Annotated in this window: 16 protein-coding genes; 8 read left to right on the top strand and 8 right to left on the bottom strand. The window is 34.7% G+C overall.

Features of this window, described 5'->3' with window-relative positions:
• Both GXM17_RS06635 and GXM17_RS06630 read left to right on the top strand, forming a co-directional pair.
• Positions 1 to 540 (top strand): T9SS sorting signal type C domain-containing protein (locus GXM17_RS06635; RefSeq protein ID WP_163398511.1); only part of this gene is annotated, 540 nt, incomplete at its 5' end.
• A gap of 160 nt (positions 541 to 700) precedes the next feature.
• Complete coding sequence (locus tag GXM17_RS06630; protein ID WP_244307346.1) at positions 701 to 4,546, top strand: T9SS type A sorting domain-containing protein; 3,846 nt, start codon at positions 701 to 703, stop codon at positions 4,544 to 4,546.
• Here GXM17_RS06630 and GXM17_RS06625 read toward each other — a convergent pair.
• The 4 genes from GXM17_RS06625 to GXM17_RS06610 form a co-directional block, all read right to left on the bottom strand.
• A complete protein-coding gene (locus GXM17_RS06625) occupies positions 4,543 to 5,412 on the bottom strand; it encodes a cupin-like domain-containing protein (protein WP_163398510.1) in 870 nt (289 codons plus the stop codon). The two genes, GXM17_RS06630 and GXM17_RS06625, sit on opposite strands and share 4 nt — an antisense overlap.
• Positions 5,413 to 5,655: 243 nt before the next feature.
• Positions 5,656 to 6,744 carry a biotin synthase BioB gene (bioB, locus tag GXM17_RS06620; protein ID WP_163398509.1) on the bottom strand — a complete coding sequence of 363 codons (1,089 nt, stop codon included), beginning with the start codon at positions 6,742 to 6,744 and terminating at the stop codon, positions 5,656 to 5,658.
• A gap of 172 nt (positions 6,745 to 6,916) precedes the next feature.
• A complete protein-coding gene (locus GXM17_RS06615) occupies positions 6,917 to 7,354 on the bottom strand; it encodes a hypothetical protein (RefSeq protein ID WP_163398508.1) in 438 nt (145 codons plus the stop codon).
• 119 nt (positions 7,355 to 7,473) lie between these two features.
• Positions 7,474 to 8,403 (bottom strand): bifunctional riboflavin kinase/FAD synthetase, encoded by a 930-nt coding sequence (locus GXM17_RS06610; RefSeq protein ID WP_163398507.1) that lies wholly within the window; start codon positions 8,401 to 8,403, stop codon positions 7,474 to 7,476.
• A 197-nt stretch (positions 8,404 to 8,600) separates the two neighbouring features.
• Here GXM17_RS06610 and GXM17_RS06605 point away from each other — a divergent pair, with 197 nt between their 5' ends.
• Positions 8,601 to 11,264, top strand: coding sequence for a reprolysin-like metallopeptidase (locus GXM17_RS06605; protein WP_163398506.1), 2,664 nt, complete (start codon positions 8,601 to 8,603; stop codon positions 11,262 to 11,264).
• 3 nt (positions 11,265 to 11,267) lie between these two features.
• On the opposite strand, the gene GXM17_RS06600 is transcribed toward GXM17_RS06605, so the two are convergent.
• On the bottom strand, positions 11,268 to 11,951 hold the full coding sequence (locus GXM17_RS06600) for a ComF family protein (protein ID WP_167522114.1): 684 nt from the start codon (positions 11,949 to 11,951) through the stop codon (positions 11,268 to 11,270).
• A 285-nt stretch (positions 11,952 to 12,236) separates the two neighbouring features.
• Here GXM17_RS06600 and GXM17_RS06595 point away from each other — a divergent pair, with 285 nt between their 5' ends.
• The 5 genes from GXM17_RS06595 (at position 12,237) to GXM17_RS06575 (ending at position 17,996) form a co-directional block, all read left to right on the top strand.
• Complete coding sequence (locus GXM17_RS06595; RefSeq protein WP_163398505.1) at positions 12,237 to 13,775, top strand: glycine--tRNA ligase; 1,539 nt, start codon at positions 12,237 to 12,239, stop codon at positions 13,773 to 13,775.
• 163 nt (positions 13,776 to 13,938) lie between these two features.
• Positions 13,939 to 14,751 carry a LytR/AlgR family response regulator transcription factor gene (locus tag GXM17_RS06590; RefSeq protein ID WP_163398504.1) on the top strand — a complete coding sequence of 271 codons (813 nt, stop codon included), beginning with the start codon at positions 13,939 to 13,941 and terminating at the stop codon, positions 14,749 to 14,751.
• A 173-nt stretch (positions 14,752 to 14,924) separates the two neighbouring features.
• Positions 14,925 to 15,161 carry a hypothetical protein gene (locus GXM17_RS06585; RefSeq protein ID WP_163398503.1) on the top strand — a complete coding sequence of 79 codons (237 nt, stop codon included), beginning with the start codon at positions 14,925 to 14,927 and terminating at the stop codon, positions 15,159 to 15,161.
• Positions 15,162 to 15,268: 107 nt separating this feature from the next.
• Positions 15,269 to 17,314: a tetratricopeptide repeat-containing sensor histidine kinase gene (locus tag GXM17_RS06580; RefSeq protein ID WP_163398502.1), complete on the top strand. Its 2,046-nt coding sequence runs from the start codon at positions 15,269 to 15,271 to the stop codon at positions 17,312 to 17,314.
• Entirely contained in the window at positions 17,304 to 17,996 is a 693-nt protein-coding gene (locus GXM17_RS06575; RefSeq protein ID WP_163398501.1) for a response regulator, read from the top strand. Before GXM17_RS06580 ends, GXM17_RS06575 begins: the two co-directional genes overlap by 11 nt.
• Before the next feature lie 81 nt (positions 17,997 to 18,077).
• Here the strand turns inward: GXM17_RS06575 and thiL are convergent, their stop codons facing one another.
• The 3 genes from thiL to GXM17_RS06560 form a co-directional block, all read right to left on the bottom strand.
• On the bottom strand, positions 18,078 to 19,124 hold the full coding sequence (gene thiL / locus GXM17_RS06570; protein ID WP_163398500.1) for a thiamine-phosphate kinase: 1,047 nt from the start codon (positions 19,122 to 19,124) through the stop codon (positions 18,078 to 18,080).
• Between the two features lie 354 nt (positions 19,125 to 19,478).
• Entirely contained in the window at positions 19,479 to 20,072 is a 594-nt protein-coding gene (locus tag GXM17_RS06565; protein ID WP_208796423.1) for an alpha/beta hydrolase, read from the bottom strand.
• A gap of 277 nt (positions 20,073 to 20,349) precedes the next feature.
• On the bottom strand, positions 20,350 to 20,847 hold the full coding sequence (locus tag GXM17_RS06560) for a hypothetical protein (protein ID WP_163398499.1): 498 nt from the start codon (positions 20,845 to 20,847) through the stop codon (positions 20,350 to 20,352).
• Between the last annotated feature and the right edge of the window lie 144 nt (positions 20,848 to 20,991).

The following is a 20,991-nucleotide window of genomic DNA, read 5'->3' as shown; positions in this document are numbered from 1 at the left end:
GATTTCTATAGTATTAATGAAGCTTCCGACCTGACTATCCAGGGACGTGCCCTTCCATTCACCGATGCTGATGTAGTTCCTTTGGGTTACCGTTCTACAATTGCGGGTGAGTTTACCATTGCAATCGATCAGGCCGATGGTAATCTGGCGACACAGAGAGTTTATCTGGAAGACAAGCAACTAGGCACAATAAGCGAACTGACAGCCAAAAACTATACTTTTACTACCAAGGCAGGAACTTTCAAAAACCGTTTTGTGCTGCGTTATAAAAACAATACCTTAGGAACAGGAGATTTTGAAACAACAGAAGATGCTGTGTCGGTTTTAGCTCAAAACAAGACAGTTACAGTAAATTCGACAGCAGAAAACATCGAGAAGGTGTTTCTTTATGATCTTTCGGGTAAGCTATTATATACCAGGGATAATGTAAATAATCTTCAGCTGATTATGCAAAACCTTTCATTTGCCCAACAGGTTTTACTGGTGAAAGTAGTTCTGGATAATGGCTACCAGACGACCAAAAAAGTTATCTTCAAATAATACAACGAAACAAAACGAAAAATCCGATGACGAAAGTTATCGGATTTTTTTTTAAAATCCCTAAATGTGGGTATTGTAACAGGTTAGGTATAATTATAAATTGCATGTAAATTCTTATTAATTGCAATAATCAAAATTAACCCTAATCTATCTTCTTATTTTGAAATCAAAACTACACTTGTTTGTTATAATTCTTGTTTGCTTTTTATCTACTCATCATAATGCCCAGCAGGGTAAATTAGACACAAATTTTAATGCCTATGATGACGGGCTTAATGGAGACGGTTTTAATAATGCAGTCAGAACTTTATCATTGCAAGAGGATGGAAGCTTAATCGTTGGGGGAGATTTTGTGAGTTTTAACGGAAAACCACTTTTGTATTTAACCCGATTGAAAATTGACGGAACAGTTGATCCGGATTTTGATACTGGTTCAGGTTTTAACGGCAAAATATATGCTTCCTGTATTCAGCCAGACGGTAAAATCATTGTTGGAGGTAATTTTACGGGTTTTAATGGTGTAAGTGCTGGTCGGTTAATTCGTTTGAATAGTGATGGTTCGCAGGATATGGCTTTCAATACGCAGGTGGCTGCAACGACAGGAATTATCAGCCAGATTGCATTGCAGGCGGACGGAAAGATTATTATCGCCGGAAGTTTTACAAAATATAACGGAATCACCGTAAACCGGATTGCCAGAATTCTGCCTGACGGAAATTTAGATACTTCTTTCGATACAGGATCTGGAGCTCCTGCAAACATTAATTCAGTATTGATCCAGCCGGATGGCAAAATTATACTTGCGGGTAACTTTATAAAATTTGATGGTGTCGATGCTAATAAAATCATACGTCTCAATCCTGACGGAAGTATTGATGCCGGATTTACTACAGGGACCGGATTTGATAATGATACCAACGCAATGGTTTTACAGCCAGATGGCAAAATTATTTTAGGAGGGGAGTTTACAGCTTACAACGGAACAGCATCAAACAGAATTATCAGACTGAATGCAGACGGAACAATAGATTCATCTTTTTTATCAGGGACAGGTTTGAGTAGCGGTGCGGTTCATGTTATAAAAATAGACTCGTCAGGAAATATTATGGCAGGAGGTTCGTTTACAGATTTATACAATGGATCAGCCGTAAACAGATTACTGTTTTTAAATGCAGACGGTACTAAAAAAAGTGATTTTGATATGGGTTCTGGTCCGGCTTCGGCATCAGTTTTAGCTTTAAGTAATTCATCAGATGGCTATTGGTTTGTCGGAGGTTCGTTCTCAGTTTTTGATTCACAAAATCAAGGAAAGCTGGCCAAAATTGATACCAACGGAGTTCATGATATCGGGTACCTGTCGGCGGGCGTTGGTTTTGACAATTCAGTTTTAAAAGTCCTGCCTCTGTCTGATAATAAAACAATGATTTTTGGTAATTTTTCCAGATTTAATGGAACACCTTCTTCCAGAATTGCCCGACTCTTATCGAATGGTGATTTGGATGTAACTTTTAATATCGCTCAGGCGGGAGCTAATAATGTAATAAAAACTGCAGCGTCACAGACAGATGGTAAAATTATTATAGGAGGAGGTTTTACCACTTATAATAATACAATTTGCAACCGTATTGCCAGGATTCTTGCGGACGGTAGTTTAGATAGCAGTTTTTTTTCAGGAAGTGGCTGCAACGGACAGGTATTTTCAGTAGCTGTTCAAATGGATCAGAAGATAGTAGTTGCCGGAAGTTTTACAAAATATAATGGTGTTACTGTGGGGCATGTCATAAGATTATTGGAGGACGGAACCATTGATAGCAGTTTTAATACTGTTTCAGGTGCAGACGGAACCATCGATGTAATTATGCTCCAGCCGGATGGTAAAATTATCTTAGGAGGAAGATTTGGTACGTTTAATGGTACAGTCCATTCCAGACTAATACGATTAAATGCAGACGGAAGTATTGATACCAGTTTCTCAACAGGAACAGGATTTGATAAAAACGTATATACTTTAGGATTGCAGTCCGACGGCAAAATTATAGTGGGCGGTTCTTTTTTAAATTATAATGGAATTTCCAGTAAACGAATTTTGAGATTGTATCCAAACGGAACTTTAGACGCAACTTTTGATTCAGGAACCGGTTTCAGCAACAGTGATGTTCGAAGTATTCTGATACAGCCAGATGACAGAATTTTAGCAGGTGGTGGTTTTTCCGGAATTTATAACGGCACGACAGTTTTACGCTTAGTGCGACTTTCATCAAATGGAAATATAGATACATCATTCAGCGCAAATCTAAACAGTACTTTATACACCATGGCATTTACGGGTGATCATAAACTCCTTATTGGAGGTAATTTTAATTCGGTTTCAGGAGTTGCCAAACACAGGATTGCCCGTTTGAAATTATGTACTAATAGTTCAAAATGGGATGGTGCAAATTGGTCAAATGGATTTCCATCTGACGGAAAAGAATTAATTTTTGAAGAGGATTATTTGTTTTCAGCTTCAGCAAATGCATGTAATTGTAGTATCAGCTCAGGCAAGAGAGTGACAGTTTCTGGCGGAAAAACTTTAGGACTGAGCTTTAATTATTCAGGATCCGGAATTTTGATTTTAGAAGATACTGCATCTTTGTACCAATCAGATGATGAAATGGTAAATACAGGTATTATTCATCTTAAACGGAAAACTTCTCCTGTTCGAAAGTTCGATTATACGTATTGGTCTTCTCCGGTTGAAAATCATAAATTGAATGATGTTTCTCCTAATACATTGCCGGATAAATTTTTCTCTTTTGATCCTGAAGTAAATGATTGGAAAGAGGAAATCCCATCAACAATTATGAATCTGGGAAAGGGTTATATTATTCGCGGACCACAGAATTTCTCAGTTACAGTTCCTGAAAAATATGAAGCGGTTTTTAAAGGAATCCCAAATAACGGAAAAATAAAATCCTTTATTGGCAATGCTGATAGTTTCAACTTAATAGGCAATCCATATCCTTCAGCACTTGATGCTGATGCTTTTTTGGAAAATAATTTGGGGGTTATTAAAGGAACACTTTACTTCTGGACCCACAACACACCATTTGCTAATAATAAATACGCTTCGGCAGATTACGCTGTTTATAATGTATTGGGAGGAGTAGGAACAAGAGGAGCACTTTCTTCTGGTGAAAATGAAAGTTTACCTAACGGGAAAATTGCTTCTGCACAATCATTTTTTGTCCAAAGTTTAACTGCCGGGGAAGTGCAATTTGAAAATAAGATGCGAATTATGGAACAGAATTCACACTTTTTTAAACCAGGAAAGTATTCCGAAAAAAAGAAGAAACCAGAAAAAAGCAGAATCTGGCTCAATCTAACCAATGAAGAAAATGCATTTAAACAGCTTTTAATTGGTTATATCGAAGGAGCAACAAACGGTTACGATTTGCCTTTTGACGGCGAATCGTTTAACGGAAACAAGTATATTGACTTTTATAGTTTTAATGATGGAAAGAACTGGACTATACAAGGCAGAATGTCTCCTTTTGAAGAGTCAGATGAAGTGGTACTGGGATATAAAACTGAAATCAATGGAAATTTTACGATTAGCATAGATCATTTTGATGAGAATTTTACTGGCCAATCGATTTATATTGAAGATAAGGACAAAATGATTTTACATGATTTAAAAAAGGAACCCTATGTATTTTCAGCTAAAAAGGGAATTTTTAATGACCGCTTTGTTTTGAAATTTTCTGATAAAAAATTAAATGTAAATGATGTTGAACTAAACAAAAACGCCCTTTCAATTTTTCAAAAGAAAGGGCTTTTAGTCATAGAATCAATTGAATCAAATATTCAAAAAGTTCAGATTTATGATCTTTCAGGCAAATTGATAACGGAACAGAATGCACATCAAAATTCAATAACAATATCAGGTTTAAAACCAAAAAATCAGATTCTGATTTTTAAGATAAAGACTGAAAATAGCCTGGTAACTAAGAAAATAATGTATTAACTGGCCTTTTTAAGCAGATTTTCATGTGTATTCTGAATTGCCTTTTCATTTTTATAGTCAATCCATTTTTGTCCTTTAAATTTTCGCATCAGAATATCAAAATGTCGCATGATAAAGACGTTATAAGCCGCTTTCGACAAGTTGGTAATATTTTTAGGAAAAGAACGTAAACTCATAGAAAATCCGGGAGTCAGATATTTCATGTAATGCCAGTATCCCTCAGGCATATATAACATTTCACCATGTTTTAAATTGGTGATGTATCCTTCAGCATTTTTCAGGGCAGGAAATTTTTCATAATCCGGATTGTCAAAATCTATGTCTTCTCTCGAAATTAAAGCATGAGGCACTTTATACATGTATTTTGACTGGTCAGGCGGGAAAATCATGCATTGTTTTTCGCCATGAAAATGAAAATGCAGAATATTAGAGTAATCAATATCAAAGTGCATGAAGACTTTTGAGTTTTCTCCTCCAAAAAAGAGCATTGGCATTTGTTTGACTAATTTCAATCCAATATCAGGCCACAAAAAATCATTTTTCAGGGTCGGAACATCTTTCATCAGGTTATAAAGAAAAATGCGATAATTAGTTGGTTTTCTTTCAAGCAGATCGATATAATCGCTCATTTTCATTGTAGTATGAGCTTCATTGAATCCGTCTTCATGATTAACCGGTCTGTCATCGTACAACGGAACTGTTTTCTCACCTGCAATTTCTTTAATATAAGATAGTTTCCATTTGTGATAAGCTGGCCAGTCCTCTGTCAATTCTTCAATTACAACCGGTATTTGTTTTTTTACATATTGGGAAATAAAATCGTTTTTTGAGATTCTTTTTACCCTTTCAATTTGTTTTAACTTCATTTCTATAAATAAAAAAAAATTGCTTATAAGTCTGTGTTATAGCCAATTTAAAAATATTTGGTGAGACTTATGTGCTTTATTGCTTAAATTTTTAACTTAATTGAAAAATAACGATTTAATAAAACTAAAATAAAATACTGATCTTGAAGAGGGATAGTGGAGAGAAATAAAGATGATTAGAATAAAAAAATGCTTTTGAAATAATTTATCAAAAGCATTTTTTGTATGAGTTGGAAAAAAAATTTAAACGTTTAGTTTTCCGGAAGCTTCAAGGTTTCTTTCGATAGTATGTCCGGGTCTTGACCATTTTGGTTTTTCACCTAATGATGCAAATTGAGAATCTGCTGCTTCAACTGTTTTTCGCTGAGATACTTTTGTAAAAGGTTTTTGCGGAATTAGTCCTAACATTTCAAACATTTTCATGTCTTCATTAACATCCGGATTAGGAGTCGTAAGCAATTTATCTCCTGCAAAAATAGAATTGGCACCGGCAAAGAAACACATTGCCTGTCCTTCTCGGCTCATATTGGTTCTCCCTGCAGATAAACGAACCTGAGTTTCCGGCATTACAATTCTGGTTGTGGCTACCATACGGATCATTTCCCAGATTTCAACCGGTTTTTCATCTTCCATCGGAGTACCTTCAACAGCTACCAGAGCATTAATTGGCACTGATTCCGGTTGCGGATTTAAAGTAGAAAGTGCGACAAGCATTCCGGCTCTGTCTTCAATACTTTCTCCCATTCCGATAATTCCTCCGCTGCAAACCGTAACATTGGTTTTACGGACATTTTCGATAGTTTCCAGACGGTCTTCAAATGCACGTGTCGAAATAACATCTTTATAATAGTCTTCAGAAGTATCTAAGTTGTGGTTGTAGGCATATAAACCTGCTTCTGCCAGACGCTGCGCCTGATTTTCGGTAATCATACCCAGAGTACAGCAAACTTCCATGTCCAGTTTATTGATGGTACGGACCATTTCCAATACCTGATCAAATTCTTCACCATCTTTTACGTTTCTCCAGGCAGCACCCATACAAACACGGGATGAACCGCTGGATTTTGCACGCAAAGCCTGAGCTTTTACCTGGCTTACACTCATTAAATCATTTCCTTCAACACCTGTGTTATAGCGTGCAGCCTGTGGGCAATATCCACAATCTTCCGGACATCCTCCGGTTTTAATAGATAGTAAAGTAGATACCTGAACTACGTTCGGATCGTGTTTTTGTCTGTGAATTGTTGCTGCTTCATACAGCAAGTCCATCATAGGTTTGTTATATATGGCGATTATTTCGTCTTTGGTCCAGTTGTGTTTTGTAATGCTCATTGATACATTGTTTTTGAAGCTTCAAAAGTAGTTAAATTGTTCTAATCAACCAATGCTGATTGCTGTAAATGAATATTTGACAGGTATTTTCAAAAAAGAAACACTTTAAAATCATAAAAAAATAAAATTCTATGGTTTTAAAGTGCTTAAATAATAGATTTTATCTGAAAAATTAATCAGCAATATATTTGTTGTTCCAGTATAACATCATCATTAAAGTAACAATAACGGAAGATGCAAGTCCTTCAAACAATAAACAAATACAATAAGTGGGTACCGAAGGGTTTCCTCCAAACATAAACGCTTGGGACAAAGACTCAACATAAGCATCTCCGCCTCTTGCATAACTGTAAACTAACAGACCAAAAACGCTCATCGAAACACCAACGACAGAAGTAGCCATTGCAGAAACAGCGTTTGATACAAAATTAGTTTCTCCTTCGTGAAGATTCATCAGCATGGTTCTGTTTACGCCATAAAAGATGAAAAATACATTCAGGGTACGCAAATAGAACAAATCGGCTAAACCTAATACATTCATCAATAAAAAATAAATGCCGATGCCAAGGAATATTAAAGATCCGTTGACAATTTCTTTTGGTAATTTCATGATGGTTATTTTTAAAGAGGTTAATAGTAAATATTTGGTATTCAGTAAAGTGTATTAAATTTACTAAAAAAATAAATACGATGTTTTTAAAAATAACGAAAAGTATATTATTGGAGTTTTTACAACTGGTTCAAAAATTCTAAAGCTGTCTTTTTGTCCAGATTTATCTGTTCTTTCAGTAAATCAACAGAACCAAATTTTTGTTCCTCACGAAGATATTTTAGTAGTGAAATCTCCAGTTTTTGTCCATAAATGTCTGCATCAAAATCAAAAAGATTTACTTCGATAGTTTGTTTCTGGCCGTTTACAGTTGGATTGAAACCAATGTTCATCATTCCGAAAACTTCTTTTTGATCAATAAAAGTCTTCACAACATAAACACCGTTTTTCGGAATCAGTTTGTATTCTTCTTCGATCTGGATATTAGCTGTTGGAAAACCAATTGTTCTTCCCAGTTGTTTTCCTTTTACGACCTCACCGGTTAAAAAGTAAGCGTATCCCAGATATTCATTGGCTAAATTCATATTCCCGTCCTGAAGTGCTTTTCTGATTTTTGTCGAGCTTACTGAAACGTCCTGGATTTCCTGAGCCGAAATTTGTTCCACTTCAAAACCGTATTCAGCTCCAAAAGCGATCAGATTATCAATATTGGCGGTTCTGTTTCTTCCAAAACGATGGTCATGGCCAATAATTATTTTATGAATTTGAAACTGATCTACTAAGATAGAATGTACAAATTCTTCGGCGGTCAATCTTGAAAAGCTGTCGTTAAATGGATGGATAACAAGGTTTTCAATTCCGGTGGCTTCCAGAAGTTTGGATTTTTCGGGAATTGTATTTAAAAGTTTGATCTCTGATTTTTCCTGAAGTACCATTCTGGGATGTGGAAAAAAGGTAAGGACAAGACTTTCATATTTTCCGTCTTCAGTGTTTTGAGTAATTCTTTCCAGAATTTTTTTATGACCAATGTGCACGCCATCAAAAGTGCCAAGAGTTAAAATGGTTTTCTTGGTAGAGTGGAAATCGTTAATAGAATGAAAGACCTTCAAAACAAATTATTTAAGATGCTGCAAATTTATACTATCTATTTTAAATCTGATACTAACCTGAATTGATTTTTTAATTTGATTCGTTTGGTTTTTGTGAAAAAGGAGTATTTCGTCGATGCGAAATAAATATCTGCCGATAATAGGGAAGAATTCAACTTAATTGATTTAATTTTGATTCTCTAAATAACCTCTTGATTATGAAAAAACAGCTACTAATCCTGCTTTTTATTTTTTGTTGTATTACGGCTCATGCCCAGACAAATGTTCTTTGGGAGAAAGTAAATTCGGTTTCGGCTAAAAAAGCCGGTAGCGATGTTGGTCAGAGCAAGTTATATTACAAACTGAATGAAAATCTTTTTACTCAGAAAATTGCAGTTTCAGGCAAAAAATCAAAAAGTGGTGTATCTGAAATCACAGTTCCAAATGCTGAAGGAGTTTTAGAGCGATTTATGGTTTGGGAGTCTTCTAATTTTGATCCTGAACTACAAGCAAAATATCCTGAAATAAGAGCCTATCAAGGAACCGGATTGGATGACAAAACCGCAAAAATTCATTTTAGTGTTGCACCAATAGGTGTTCAGACTATGATTCTTCGTGCAGACAGGGCAACTGAATTTATAGAGCAAAATCCAGAAAATAAATCGGAATACGTATTATTTACATCTATAAATAAGGATACTTCAAAATCTCTAATTTGTAAGACAAAAGACGATCATACCCAAAAGGCTTTGGATAAAACAGCAAAAACAGCATCTAATACTAAAACTTTAAAAACACTTCGGCTTGCATTATCATGTACTGGTGAATACACTGCATTTTTTGGGGGTACAAAAGCAGGAGCATTAGCAGGAATGAATGCCACGATGACAAGAGTAAATGCGGTTTTTAATAAAGATTTGGCTGTACAATTAACTTTAATAGCGAATAATTTAGATGTTATTTACACTGATGCAGCTGCAGATCCTTATTCTAATGCAGCGCAAGGTGCCAATGGAGCATGGAATCTTGAAGTGCAAAGGACATTAACAAATGTTATTGGAAGCAATAATTATGATATTGGGCATTTATTTGGGCGTACAGGTTCAGGAGGAGATGCGGGCTGTATAGGTTGTGTTTGTGATAATCCGGTTTCAGAGACGGATGGGAATGCTAAAGGTAGTGCTTTTACTTCTCCTTCCAATGGAGTTCCTCAGGGAGATACGTTTGATATCGATTTTGTTGCTCATGAAATGGGACATCAGTTAGGAGCTACTCATACTTTTTCTTACGAAATTGAAGGAACCGGAACAAATGTCGAACCGGGAAGCGGTTCGACTATTATGGGGTACGCAGGAGTAACGGATGATTATGATATTCAAAACAGTTCTGATGATTATTTCGCTTATACAAGTATTTTACAAATCCAGAATAATCTTGCTACTAAATCATGCCCGGTTAGTACACCAATAAATAATAACCCTCCGAGTGTTATTGCAGGTCCGGATTATATTATTCCGATTAATACCCCATTTATATTAACCGGAACAGGATCTGATCCGGATGGTGATACTGTTACTTATTCATGGGAACAAAATGATAGTGCTACCACGGCATCCGGCGATAATAGTATTGCGAGGCCATCAAAACCTGATGGACCATTGTTTCGTTCTCTTCCGCCAACAAGCTCTGCAGTTCGATATATGCCAGGCTTTAGTTCAGTATTGCAAAATAGATTAACGACAACATGGGAATCAGTTTCATCTGTAGGAAGAGATTTGCATTTTTCCCTGACAGCAAGAGATAATCCAGTTCTGGCAATACCTCAGATCAATAGTGACAATATGGTTGTTAGGGTAAATGCTGCTGCTGGTCCCTTTGCAGTAACCTCGCAAAACACCAATGATATTGGCTGGCAAAAAAATTCTTTTCAGACCATAACCTGGGATGTAAAAAACACCAGCACATTAGCAGGTTCTGATAATGTAAATATTAAATTATCTACAGACGGAGGTTTGACTTTTCCTGTAATCCTGGCTTCAAATACACCAAATGATGGTTCGCATACTATAACAGTTCCTACAGATATTACAGCTACAAATTGCAGGCTGTTAATTGAACCTGTAGCTAATATTTATTATGCTTTAAATACAAGTCCTTTTGCTATAGGTTATACTTCAGCAACAACTTGTAATTCTTATAGTTTTGGAAGCTCCTTTAGTATTCCTTTTGGATCTGCTTTTACAACAAAAACAGTAAATGTTCCTGCTTCCACAGGGATGGTTTCTGATGTAAATGTGTCAGTTAATGTAACACATGAAAGGTTTTCAGATTTAGAAATTCAAATAGTAAATCCACAGGGAACTGTTGTAAAATTGTTTGATAAAAATTGTGAAAGCATTAATTCGTCGTTAATACTCGAATATGACGATTCTGGAGCTGTTTTAGATTGTTCTAAAACAACGAGTCAGATTGTAATACCGGCAGAATTTTTAAGCGTTTTCAAAGAGGAAAATCCTCAGGGCATCTGGAAATTTGAGGTTCGTGATGCTGTTTCCGGACGTTTCGGAACTATAAATTCAGCAACGGTAAATATTTGCAGTCAAACATTTACATTGGATGATTCTGAATTTGAAAGTGTAGATTTTGCACTATATCCAAACCCAAACAGAGGTAATTTTAATATTCAGTTTGAATGTGATCCTACTAAAGAAGTACAAGTATTAGTGCATGATATCCCGGGCCAAAAAGTACATGATGAAACTTTTGGCAAGGCGCCTTATTTCAATCAGAATATCCAACTAAAAAAGTCAGCCGTTGGATTGTATTTAGTAACCATAATTAATGGTAGTAAAAAATTTGTCAAAAAGATTCTTGTAAACTAAATTTTAAGAATTAGCCATTGCCATACATACAATGCTGATTTTTGCTCCCGGAATTTTGAGTAATGCCCGTGAGCAGGCTTCTAATGTAGCTCCGGTTGTGAGTACATCGTCAACAAGTAAAAAATGTTTGTTACAATATTCTTCTGAAATATGTACATCAAATACATTTTCTATTCCTTCTGAACGACCGAGAAGATTCTTTTTAGACTGGGTTTTAGAATATTTCTTCCGAAACAAAACAGTATCGTCATAGCCAATATTCAGTCCTTTTGATAAAGCATTTCCAAAAGCAGCTACCTGATTGTATCCGCGTTCCCGGAATTTCTTTCGATGCAGCGGAACGGGAATTACAACATCAAAAGGTGTTTTTGTCTGAATGTTTTTTAAGTCTTCTACGTACCAGTCTCCCAGAACTGTACCAATTTCTTCGTATCCTCTATATTTCAGATTATGTATCAGTTCCTGAACAATTCCTTTTTTGTTGAAATACAAAAAAGCCGATGCATGTTCAACTTCAATTTTTCCATAAAACTTTTTGACTGCCTCATTATTAGCATCTAAGTAATATTGTGTCAAAGGCATTTCATGACGGCAGCTGGTGCATAATACATTTTCATTACTCATTAAAATGGAATGGCAGCTGGCACAAACTTTGGGAAAAAACAGATTCTTTATGGATTCAATCATTTGTAAGTATTTTTTGAATAAATATAGAATAATTGACTTAGAAAATGAAGTGATGTATCGTTTTTTATCTTTAAAAAAACTCTAATCTGACCCAAAGTATTTTAATTGATATCCTTGTGTTGAATTGTTAAGATAAAAAACAGATAGCAACTTTAATATAAAAAATATGAATTACTATTCGGAAACAGAAAAACAGTGATTTATTTGTAAAAATTTAATAATCAACGGGCAATCTTCAACTATTTTTCTTTTTTTTAAATTCACTTTTTATATTTTTGCACCACTATGGCAAAACAAGAAGATATATTTAAGAATGTGGTTTCGCACGCAAAAGAGTACGGATTTATTTTTCCGTCAAGCGAAGTTTACGACGGTCTGAGTGCAGTATATGATTATGCACAAAATGGTGTCGAGTTAAAAAAGAATATCCGTGAATATTGGTGGAAATCAATGGTTCAGATGAATGAAAATATTGTAGGACTTGATGCTGCAATATTGATGCACCCTACTACCTGGAAAGCTTCAGGACACGTGGATGCTTTCAATGATCCGTTAATTGACAATAAAGATTCCAAAAAAAGATACAGAGCTGATACTTTAGTTGAAGATTATGCTGAAAAGTTAAATCAAAAGGCTCAAAAAGAAATTGAAAAAGCGAGAGCCCGTTTTGGAGATGCTTTCAATGAGCAGGAATTCATTACCACAAATGTGCGTGTTGCAGAATATCTTTCAAAGAAAAAAGAAATTCTGGAAAGACTTGCAAAAGGAATGAGTGAAGATCTTCAGGATGTAAAAGCCTTAATCGAAGAATTAGAGATTGCTGATCCTGAAACCGGTTCTAAAAACTGGACAGATGTTAAGCAATTTAATTTGATGTTCGGAACAAAATTAGGAGCTTCGGCAGACTCTGCGATGGACTTATATTTGCGTCCGGAAACAGCGCAGGGAATTTTTGTAAACTTCCTGAATGTTCAGAAATCAGGCCGTATGAAAGTTCCTTTTGGAATTGCCCAAACCGGTAAGGCATTCAGAAACGAAATTGTTGCCAGACAATTTATTTTCCGTATGCGTGAATTCGAACAAATGGAAATGCAGTTTTTTGTACGCCCTGGAGAAGAAATGCAATGGTACGAACACTGGAAAGAAACACGTTTGAAATGGCATTTGTCTTTAGGATTAGGAAAAGACAATTACCGTTTTCACGATCATGAAAAATTAGCACATTATGCAAATGCAGCTGCGGATATTGAATTTAATTTCCCATTCGGATTTAAGGAATTAGAAGGTATTCACTCCCGTACTGATTTCGATTTAAAAGCGCACGAACAATATTCAGGAAGAAAACTGCAATATTTTGATCCGGAACTGAATGAAAACTATGTTCCTTATGTTGTAGAGACCTCTGTAGGTCTGGATCGTATGTTCTTAGCAGTTTTTGCAACATCGTTGCAGGAAGAAGTTTTAGAGGACGGATCGACTAGAACGGTACTGAAATTACCTGCTGTTTTAGCTCCAACAAAAGCGGCCGTTTTGCCATTGGTAAAGAAAGATGGTTTACCTGAGGTTGCCAAAAAAATCATCGATGATTTGAAATGGGACTTTAATGTTGCTTATGATGAAAAAGATGCCGTAGGCCGTCGTTACAGAAGAGCAGATGCTTTAGGTACACCATTTTGTATTACTGTGGACCATCAAACTATTGATGACGAAACGGTAACTATACGTCACAGAGACACGATGAAACAGGATCGTGTAAAAATTTCTGAATTAAGAAATATTATCGAGAATGAAGTCTCCATGAAAAACTGGCTGATGAAAATGTAAATTTAGTTTCTCAAAATATTAATCCCAAATTTCTGAAAAATCAGAGATTTGGGATTTTTTTATGTTATATCAATAAGGTTTTTCAGTATTTTTTATAAATTTAATGCTTTCTTTTAAGAAAATGCTCCAAAAAACATAGATTAATACAAAAACGAATCGAGAAATGAATTACACCTACATTATTTTAGATGATGATCCGGAAAGTGTTGATAGAATCATGACAATGGCTAATGAGTTTTCAGAGCTCAATTTTATAGCTTCTGCGAACAACTCTACCGATGGGATGAACCTGATTTTGAAACATACACCTGATCTGGTTTTTTTAGAAATTGATCCCAAGGATAAAGCGAGCGGGCTTTCCCTGACCTTAATTAATGGTTTATTGATGTATTTAAAAGAGCTGCCGAAAATTATTGTCACAACAAAAAGCAAGGATTTGGCGTTTGATTGTATTCAGTATGAGGTAAATGATTATTTTCTTAAACCACTTGAGTCAATTGATCTGGTAAAGCTGATTCATAAATTGAATAAATTGTACAATGAGGATGAAGTGCTTCTGGTGCAGAAACTGAAGCCAAAAGAAAAACAAAATCGGGAAGAAGGGATTCAAATCAATAAAAACCGAAAATCCTTTATTTTATGTGTCAAATCATATGGTGACCACCGTTATATTGATTCAAATGAAATCTGTTATTTTCAGGCCGATAATAATTCGACCGATATTCATCTGAAAAATGGAGAAATGATTACGGCTTTCAAAACCTTAAAACACTTTGAAACCGTATTATCAAATCCTTTTATCAGGATACATAACAGTTATATAGTAAACAGAAATTATATTTCGAGAATCCATACCGGGAATTCGTTATGCTATATTAAAAAAACGACTATTAAACTGCCGTTTTCCAAGTCGTACAAAGCAAATGTAGATTTTATAATTAGCGAATTTGCCAATGAAAATTATATAGAAACTTAAAATAAACCATCTGCCCTGATTTGCTATACATTCACTCATGAACGGATAGCATTGACCATAAACGCCTTTTTTTTAGGTCATTGTTGCGCTTTACTGTTTAGTTTTACCAAAGAATTCCGAACGAAACGGAATCAAAAAAAGTAAAAAAGTATAACAATATAAACTCAACAATCATGAAAAAATTAGCTTTAACATCTGGATTATTCTCTTTCGTAATGGTATTAACTTCTTTTAATACTTCTGCAACAACTACTAATGATACTTTAATAAACAATACAACAGTTGGTATTGATGGAAATCAGTCAGTTGGACAAGTTAGAAAAGTGGATATGATAGGTTCTGATTTATCAAATCAAAAAGTAAGCATTGATGGAAATCAATCAGTAGGACAAGTTAGAAAAGTGGATTAATTACCTGTAATTCATTTAAATATATTAAGGGCCGTCTAATTTAGACGGCTTTTTTATTTAAGTCTAATAGATAGTTTTGTATTTTTGATTAAACATTATAGGCGAAGTTGAAAAAATACTATCTGATATTACTTATTTTTTTTATTGGTTGTAACAGGCAAAATGAGGGTATTCATGTGTCTGGAAAATCCAAAGACAGCCTTGATTTGTATTTATCCCTTGCCAATGAATACAAATTGCCTGTAGAGATAAAACAAAAATACACTCGTAAGGCTTTTGAAGTTATTATGAGCCAGCACGATGATTCTCTCAAAAGGGTCAATCTTTTCAAAGTAGCCAATCGTTACTTTAATATGCGTGACTGGAACGGATATAATAAGACAGTTAAAATTATCTTAGAAAAATCGCAAAAAGCAAAGGATTCGCTTTCAATGTCTAAGGCATATATTTATCTGGGTGACTATTATTCTTCCCAGGCTTCATCAGATAGTGCATTTGCCTGTTATTATAAAGCAGAAAAACTCTATCTGGAGGCTAATGATTTTTATAACCTTGCCAAAACCAGACTGAGCAAGGCTTTATTGCAATTTAACGAAGGTGATTTTTATGGTAGTGAAAAGGCTGTTTTTAATGCTCTTCGGGATATTAAAGGCAAGAACAATATTGATATTTTATATGATGCCTATAATTTACTTGGAGTAATTTATAATGAATTAGGAGATTATGAAAAGGCAATTGAGTTTCACAATAAAGCGATTGTGAGTATTGATGACAAAATTATTCCTGTTGAATTTCAGTCGAAGGCGACTTCTTTGAATAATATCGGGTTTGTCTATCAAAATCTTGATGATTACAAGAAAGCCAATTTCTATTTTAAAAAAGGGTTGGAAGAGAAAAACCTTTACAGTCAAAAGCCTGATTTATATGCAATTTTGCTGGATAATTTAGCGTATTCAAGGTTTAAATTAAACCAAAATGAGGAACTTCCTGATTTGTTTTATAAGGCATTGAAAATAAGGGATAGTTTACAGCTAACAGCAGGTATAACGGCAAGTAAAATGCATTTGTCCGAGTATTTTGCCTCAATAAAGGATACGGCTAAAGCTTTGCACTATTCAAATCAGGCACTTATAGTTTCAAAACGTACCAAAAATTTTCGTAATGTCCTGGTTGCTTTGAAGCAGTTATCTTTAATTCATCCCAAAAAAGCTTCCAAATTTTCAGAAGATTATATTCGCATAAATGACAGTCTGCAAAAGGCCGAACGCAAAATGGGGGATAAATTTACCCGTATAGAATATGAAACCAATGAAATAAAAAGCGAAAATTCGAGTTTAGAAATACAGAACAGGACTTTGGTGTATGTTTTTAGTATTCTTTCGCTCATAGGGTTGTTTTTTTATATTTACAAGACACAGCAGGCAAGAAACAGGGAATTGCTTTTTAAGCAGCAGCAGCAAATTGCAAATGAGGATATTTATAATTTGATGATTTCGCAGCAAAATGCAATCGAAACCATGCGAATAAGGGAAAAGAAAAAAGTAGCACAGGAACTGCACGATGGCGTGTTAGGGCGAATGTTCGGTGTCAGGATCAGTTTAGACAGTCTTGACAAATTAGACGAAGATACAGCAGCTGATAAAAGAAAAAAATATCTGCTTGAATTAAAAGAGATTGAGCAGGATATCAGGGAGATTTCACATGATTTAAACAAAGAAAAATCCGGACTGATAAATAATTTTGTGGCGATTCTGGAAAAGTTATTTCAAAACCAAACCAATACATTTGAGACTCAATTGGTTTATAATATTGATACTAATATCAATTGGGATCTGGTAAGCAATGTCGTAAAAATTAATTTGTACAGGATAATTCAGGAAGCATTGCAGAATGGTAATAAATATGCCAAAGCAAAAACAATTACTGTTGAACTGAAAAGTGAGATCAATTATTTGGTTTTGTCAATATCAGACGACGGAATAGGATTTAATACTCATAAAACAAAAAAAGGAATAGGGCTGCAGAACATCGAGTACAGAACGGCCGAATGTAACGGAAATGTCGAAATAAATTCGGCAAGAGGCGAAGGAACTGTGATTTTAGTAAAGATACCAATAGATCAAAAAATAAATAAAATTCATAATGAAAGCTGATTTACCACCATCGCTTAAACAAACAAGCAATATATTAATTGTAGACGACCATCCGTTTATCATTGAAGGTTATAAAAACGCTATAACACGTTATCATCCTGAAAGCCATGAATTTTTGATTTCGCAGGCTAAAGATTGCAAATCGGCTTATGAAATTATTACAAACCCTGAAACTGTTCCTTTTGATATTGCTTTTTTAGATATCAGTATGCCTGCTTATGATGAAAAAGAAATTTTTTCAGGAGAAGATATAGCAAAACTAATTTTGGAGTATATGCCAAACTGCAAAATTATCCTGCTCACCATGTATACCGAATTGCTGAAAATTAAAACTATTATTCGTACCATACAGCCCAACGGCCTGATTATTAAAAATGACCTGACGTTTGACGAATTGCTTTTTGCTTTTGATAAAGTAATGAAAAGCGATAAATATTACAGTCAGTCGGTTCAGAAAATGCTGAATCAGTCTCCTCATAACTCGATTGAAATTGATGAATTCGATAAGCAGATTTTATTTCATTTGTCTAAAGGAACTTCTGAAGAAGAAATGCCGCATTACATTCCTATTTCCATAAATGCAATTAAAAGACGAAAAAAAGGGCTTAAAGAACTACTTAAAATAAAAAACGATTCAGATGATGATTTGGTAAAAGAAGCCAAAAGCAAGGGGCTTTTTTAAAATAAATATCCAAAACTAAAAATTCCAAATTCCAACGATGCAATATTGGAATTTGGAATTTTTTATTTGAATTTTTAAAATTTATTCACTCAGGGCGTCCCAGCCTCTGGCTTTTAAGGCTATTTTAGTATTGGCGCGGGTAACTAAATGGATGCCTTCGCTTTCATCTGTCATGTGGCCAATGATAGTAAAGTTTGGATTTCCTTTTATTTTGTCAAAATCATTAATGTCGATTGTAAATAACAGTTCATAATCTTCGCCACCGTTAATGGCAACCGTTGTGCTGTCAATATTAAACTCTTCACAGGTCGAAATAAACTGAGGATCCAGTGGCAGTTTGTCTTCATATAAATTACAGCCCACTTTTGACTGTTTGCACAAATGAATAATTTCTGAAGATAATCCGTCTGAAATATCAATCATCGAAGTTGGTTTTATTTCAAGGGCATGCAAAAGTGTACGAACATCTTTGCGGGCTTCAGGTTTTAATTGTCTTTCGACCAAATAAGTGTAAGGATCCAAATCCGGCTGATTGTTTGGATTCACCTGAAAAACCTGTTTTTCGCGTTCCAAAACCTGTAATCCCATATAAGCTGCACCAATATCTCCGGTTACCACCAATAAATCAGTTTGTTTTGCTCCGTTTCTATACACAATTTCATCAGCATCAGCTTCACCAATTGCGGTGATGCTGATAATTAAACCTTTTTGGGATGAGGTGGTGTCTCCGCCAATAACATCTACTTTATACTCGTTTGCAGCGCGTGTGATTCCTTCAAATAATTCTTCCAAAGCTTCTAGTGGGAAACGGTTAGAAACGGCTATAGAAACCGTTATTTGTGTTGGTTTGGCATTCATAGCGCAAATGTCAGAAACATTAACCACTACAGATTTGTATCCTAAGTGTTTCAAAGGCATATAAGCCAGATCAAAATGTACGCCTTCAATCAGTAAATCGGTCGAAACCACTACTTTTTTATCCTTGAAATCAAGAACTGCAGCATCATCGCCAATGCTCTTTAAAGTCGACTCTTGTTTTACATCAAAATGTCGGGTTAAATGTTCAATTAAACCAAACTCGCCTAACTGCGCTATACTGGTACGTTGTGGGTTTTTATCTTCGATCATTTTTTAAAGTTCCAAAAGTTGTAAGCTGCAAAGGTACGAAGTTGATGGCTGATTTGCTATACAAGAAATTCTATTATTGATTTGAAGGAGGAACATCTGGTTTTATTGTTTAGATTGATCCCGCTCTATGTTACAGACAAAGCTTGCTGAACTTTAATCTGGTGCTCGTTTGCAACGAGTACCTATTTACTTATAAAAATTGATTAAAGCGTTTCCAACGCGGCTATTTAAACAATTTTATTATAAATCTTTAAGGAACTTTTGAGTTAATAACCGCGTTACAAACGCTACGATTTATCTTTTAATTTGTGTAAGTACTCGTTGCAAACGAGCACCAGAAGGGTGATTTAGAATTTATAACAGCATAAAAAAATGCGAAAAGTCAGAGACATTTGCGCAGCACTTGTTGAAAACACTTCGTAGAGCTGGGTTTCCTTCCCATTTTTTAATATTTTGTATTGTCCAAAGCAATGCAGCATAACAATCGTTATTAGGTATGGGAAAGGGGTGTTCAGGGGCTACTCTATAATCAACACCAACTACAATGGCCTTAAACGAATTAGCCAAAAGTGTAGCATAAGTAACTGACACATTTGTCCAGGGTAAAACAAATGCACCTCCATGAAAGTAGATAATCACAGGGCTGTTTTTAGGTAAGTTTTTAGGTTTGAAGATAAAGGCTGTCAGGCTATCATTTGTGATTTTAAGTGTGTCAATATTCAGGCCTTTGGTATTGAATGGTACTGCATCTGTGAAATGGCCACGTTGTTCAACCGTCATTTTTTTGAGTTGCGCTATTTGTGTATCATTGTCGCCTGCTACTTTTAAAAATAAGGCCTGACCCCAATCCATACGACCTTCAGGCCTGAATGTCAAAGAATAGATGTATCCGGCAATAATTAAAAAAACGGTCAGTAGTAAAATTAAAATGGTTTTAAAAATTTTCATGATTATTGTTTTTTATGATAGAATGCGCAGTGTTTCATAAATAAGACTTCGTAGGGCTATATTGTCATTAATAATCATAAACAGGTACTGTATAAACGAATACATGTTTACTTATAAAAAATAAATAAAGCGTTTTTGACGCCTGTGCTTAAACGATGCTTTATTATAAATTTTTAATGAACTTTTGAGTTAATAACCGCGTTACAAACGCTACAATTTATCTTTTAATTTATGTAGGTACTCGTTGCAAACGAGCACCAGAAGGGTAGCCGTTTTTTTAGTATAATTTTCGGTTAACTTTGTCCACAATGTCTTTAATTTTCCAATCCTGAATTTGCCAAGTCTTTTCATTGTCTGAGGAAATCAAAGTCAACATTGTTTTTATTTTTTCTGAATTGTTTATTAGAGTTTCTGTATATTCAAAAAAAACATATCCGATAACTTTATCATTTACATTTTCTATTTGAGTGTCTAATATTTTATCCACTTTAAACTTATTCAGTTTATTAAAATAATTTTCGACATCAGTTTTTATTTTTTCGTTTAAAGTGACATCCGAAAAATTGCCTTGACCGCTTTTAATGTAATAGTTTTGCATTTCTACTAACATCCCATTATCCCAAAATTTAGAGGCAGAATCATACTTTTTGTTAATATACATTTCGCTTAAATATTCTTTAGATATTTTTTTCAAAGAACTTTTGATTTCTTGTTCACTTTGACAGAAACAAAAGTTAAAAATTAATACAGTTAAAAACGTAATTATCTTTTTCATTCGTTTGTTGTAAAATGGCTACTAAACATTAGGTCGCTAACCGCGCGTTGCCGCCTTTCGGAGATTGTATTCTCTGCCGAACGGAAGTTAACAAAACTTATAATTTTTTCTAACTTCTAAAGTTGAAAAAAACTCAGTTTTGTT

Origin of the sequence: Flavobacterium fluviatile, from assembly GCF_010645065.1 — a bacterium.
In the GTDB taxonomy this organism is placed as follows: Bacteria; Bacteroidota; Bacteroidia; order Flavobacteriales; family Flavobacteriaceae; genus Flavobacterium; species Flavobacterium fluviatile.
Note: the sequence above shows the minus strand (reverse complement) of the source record. Positions and strands in the feature narration are given on the sequence as shown.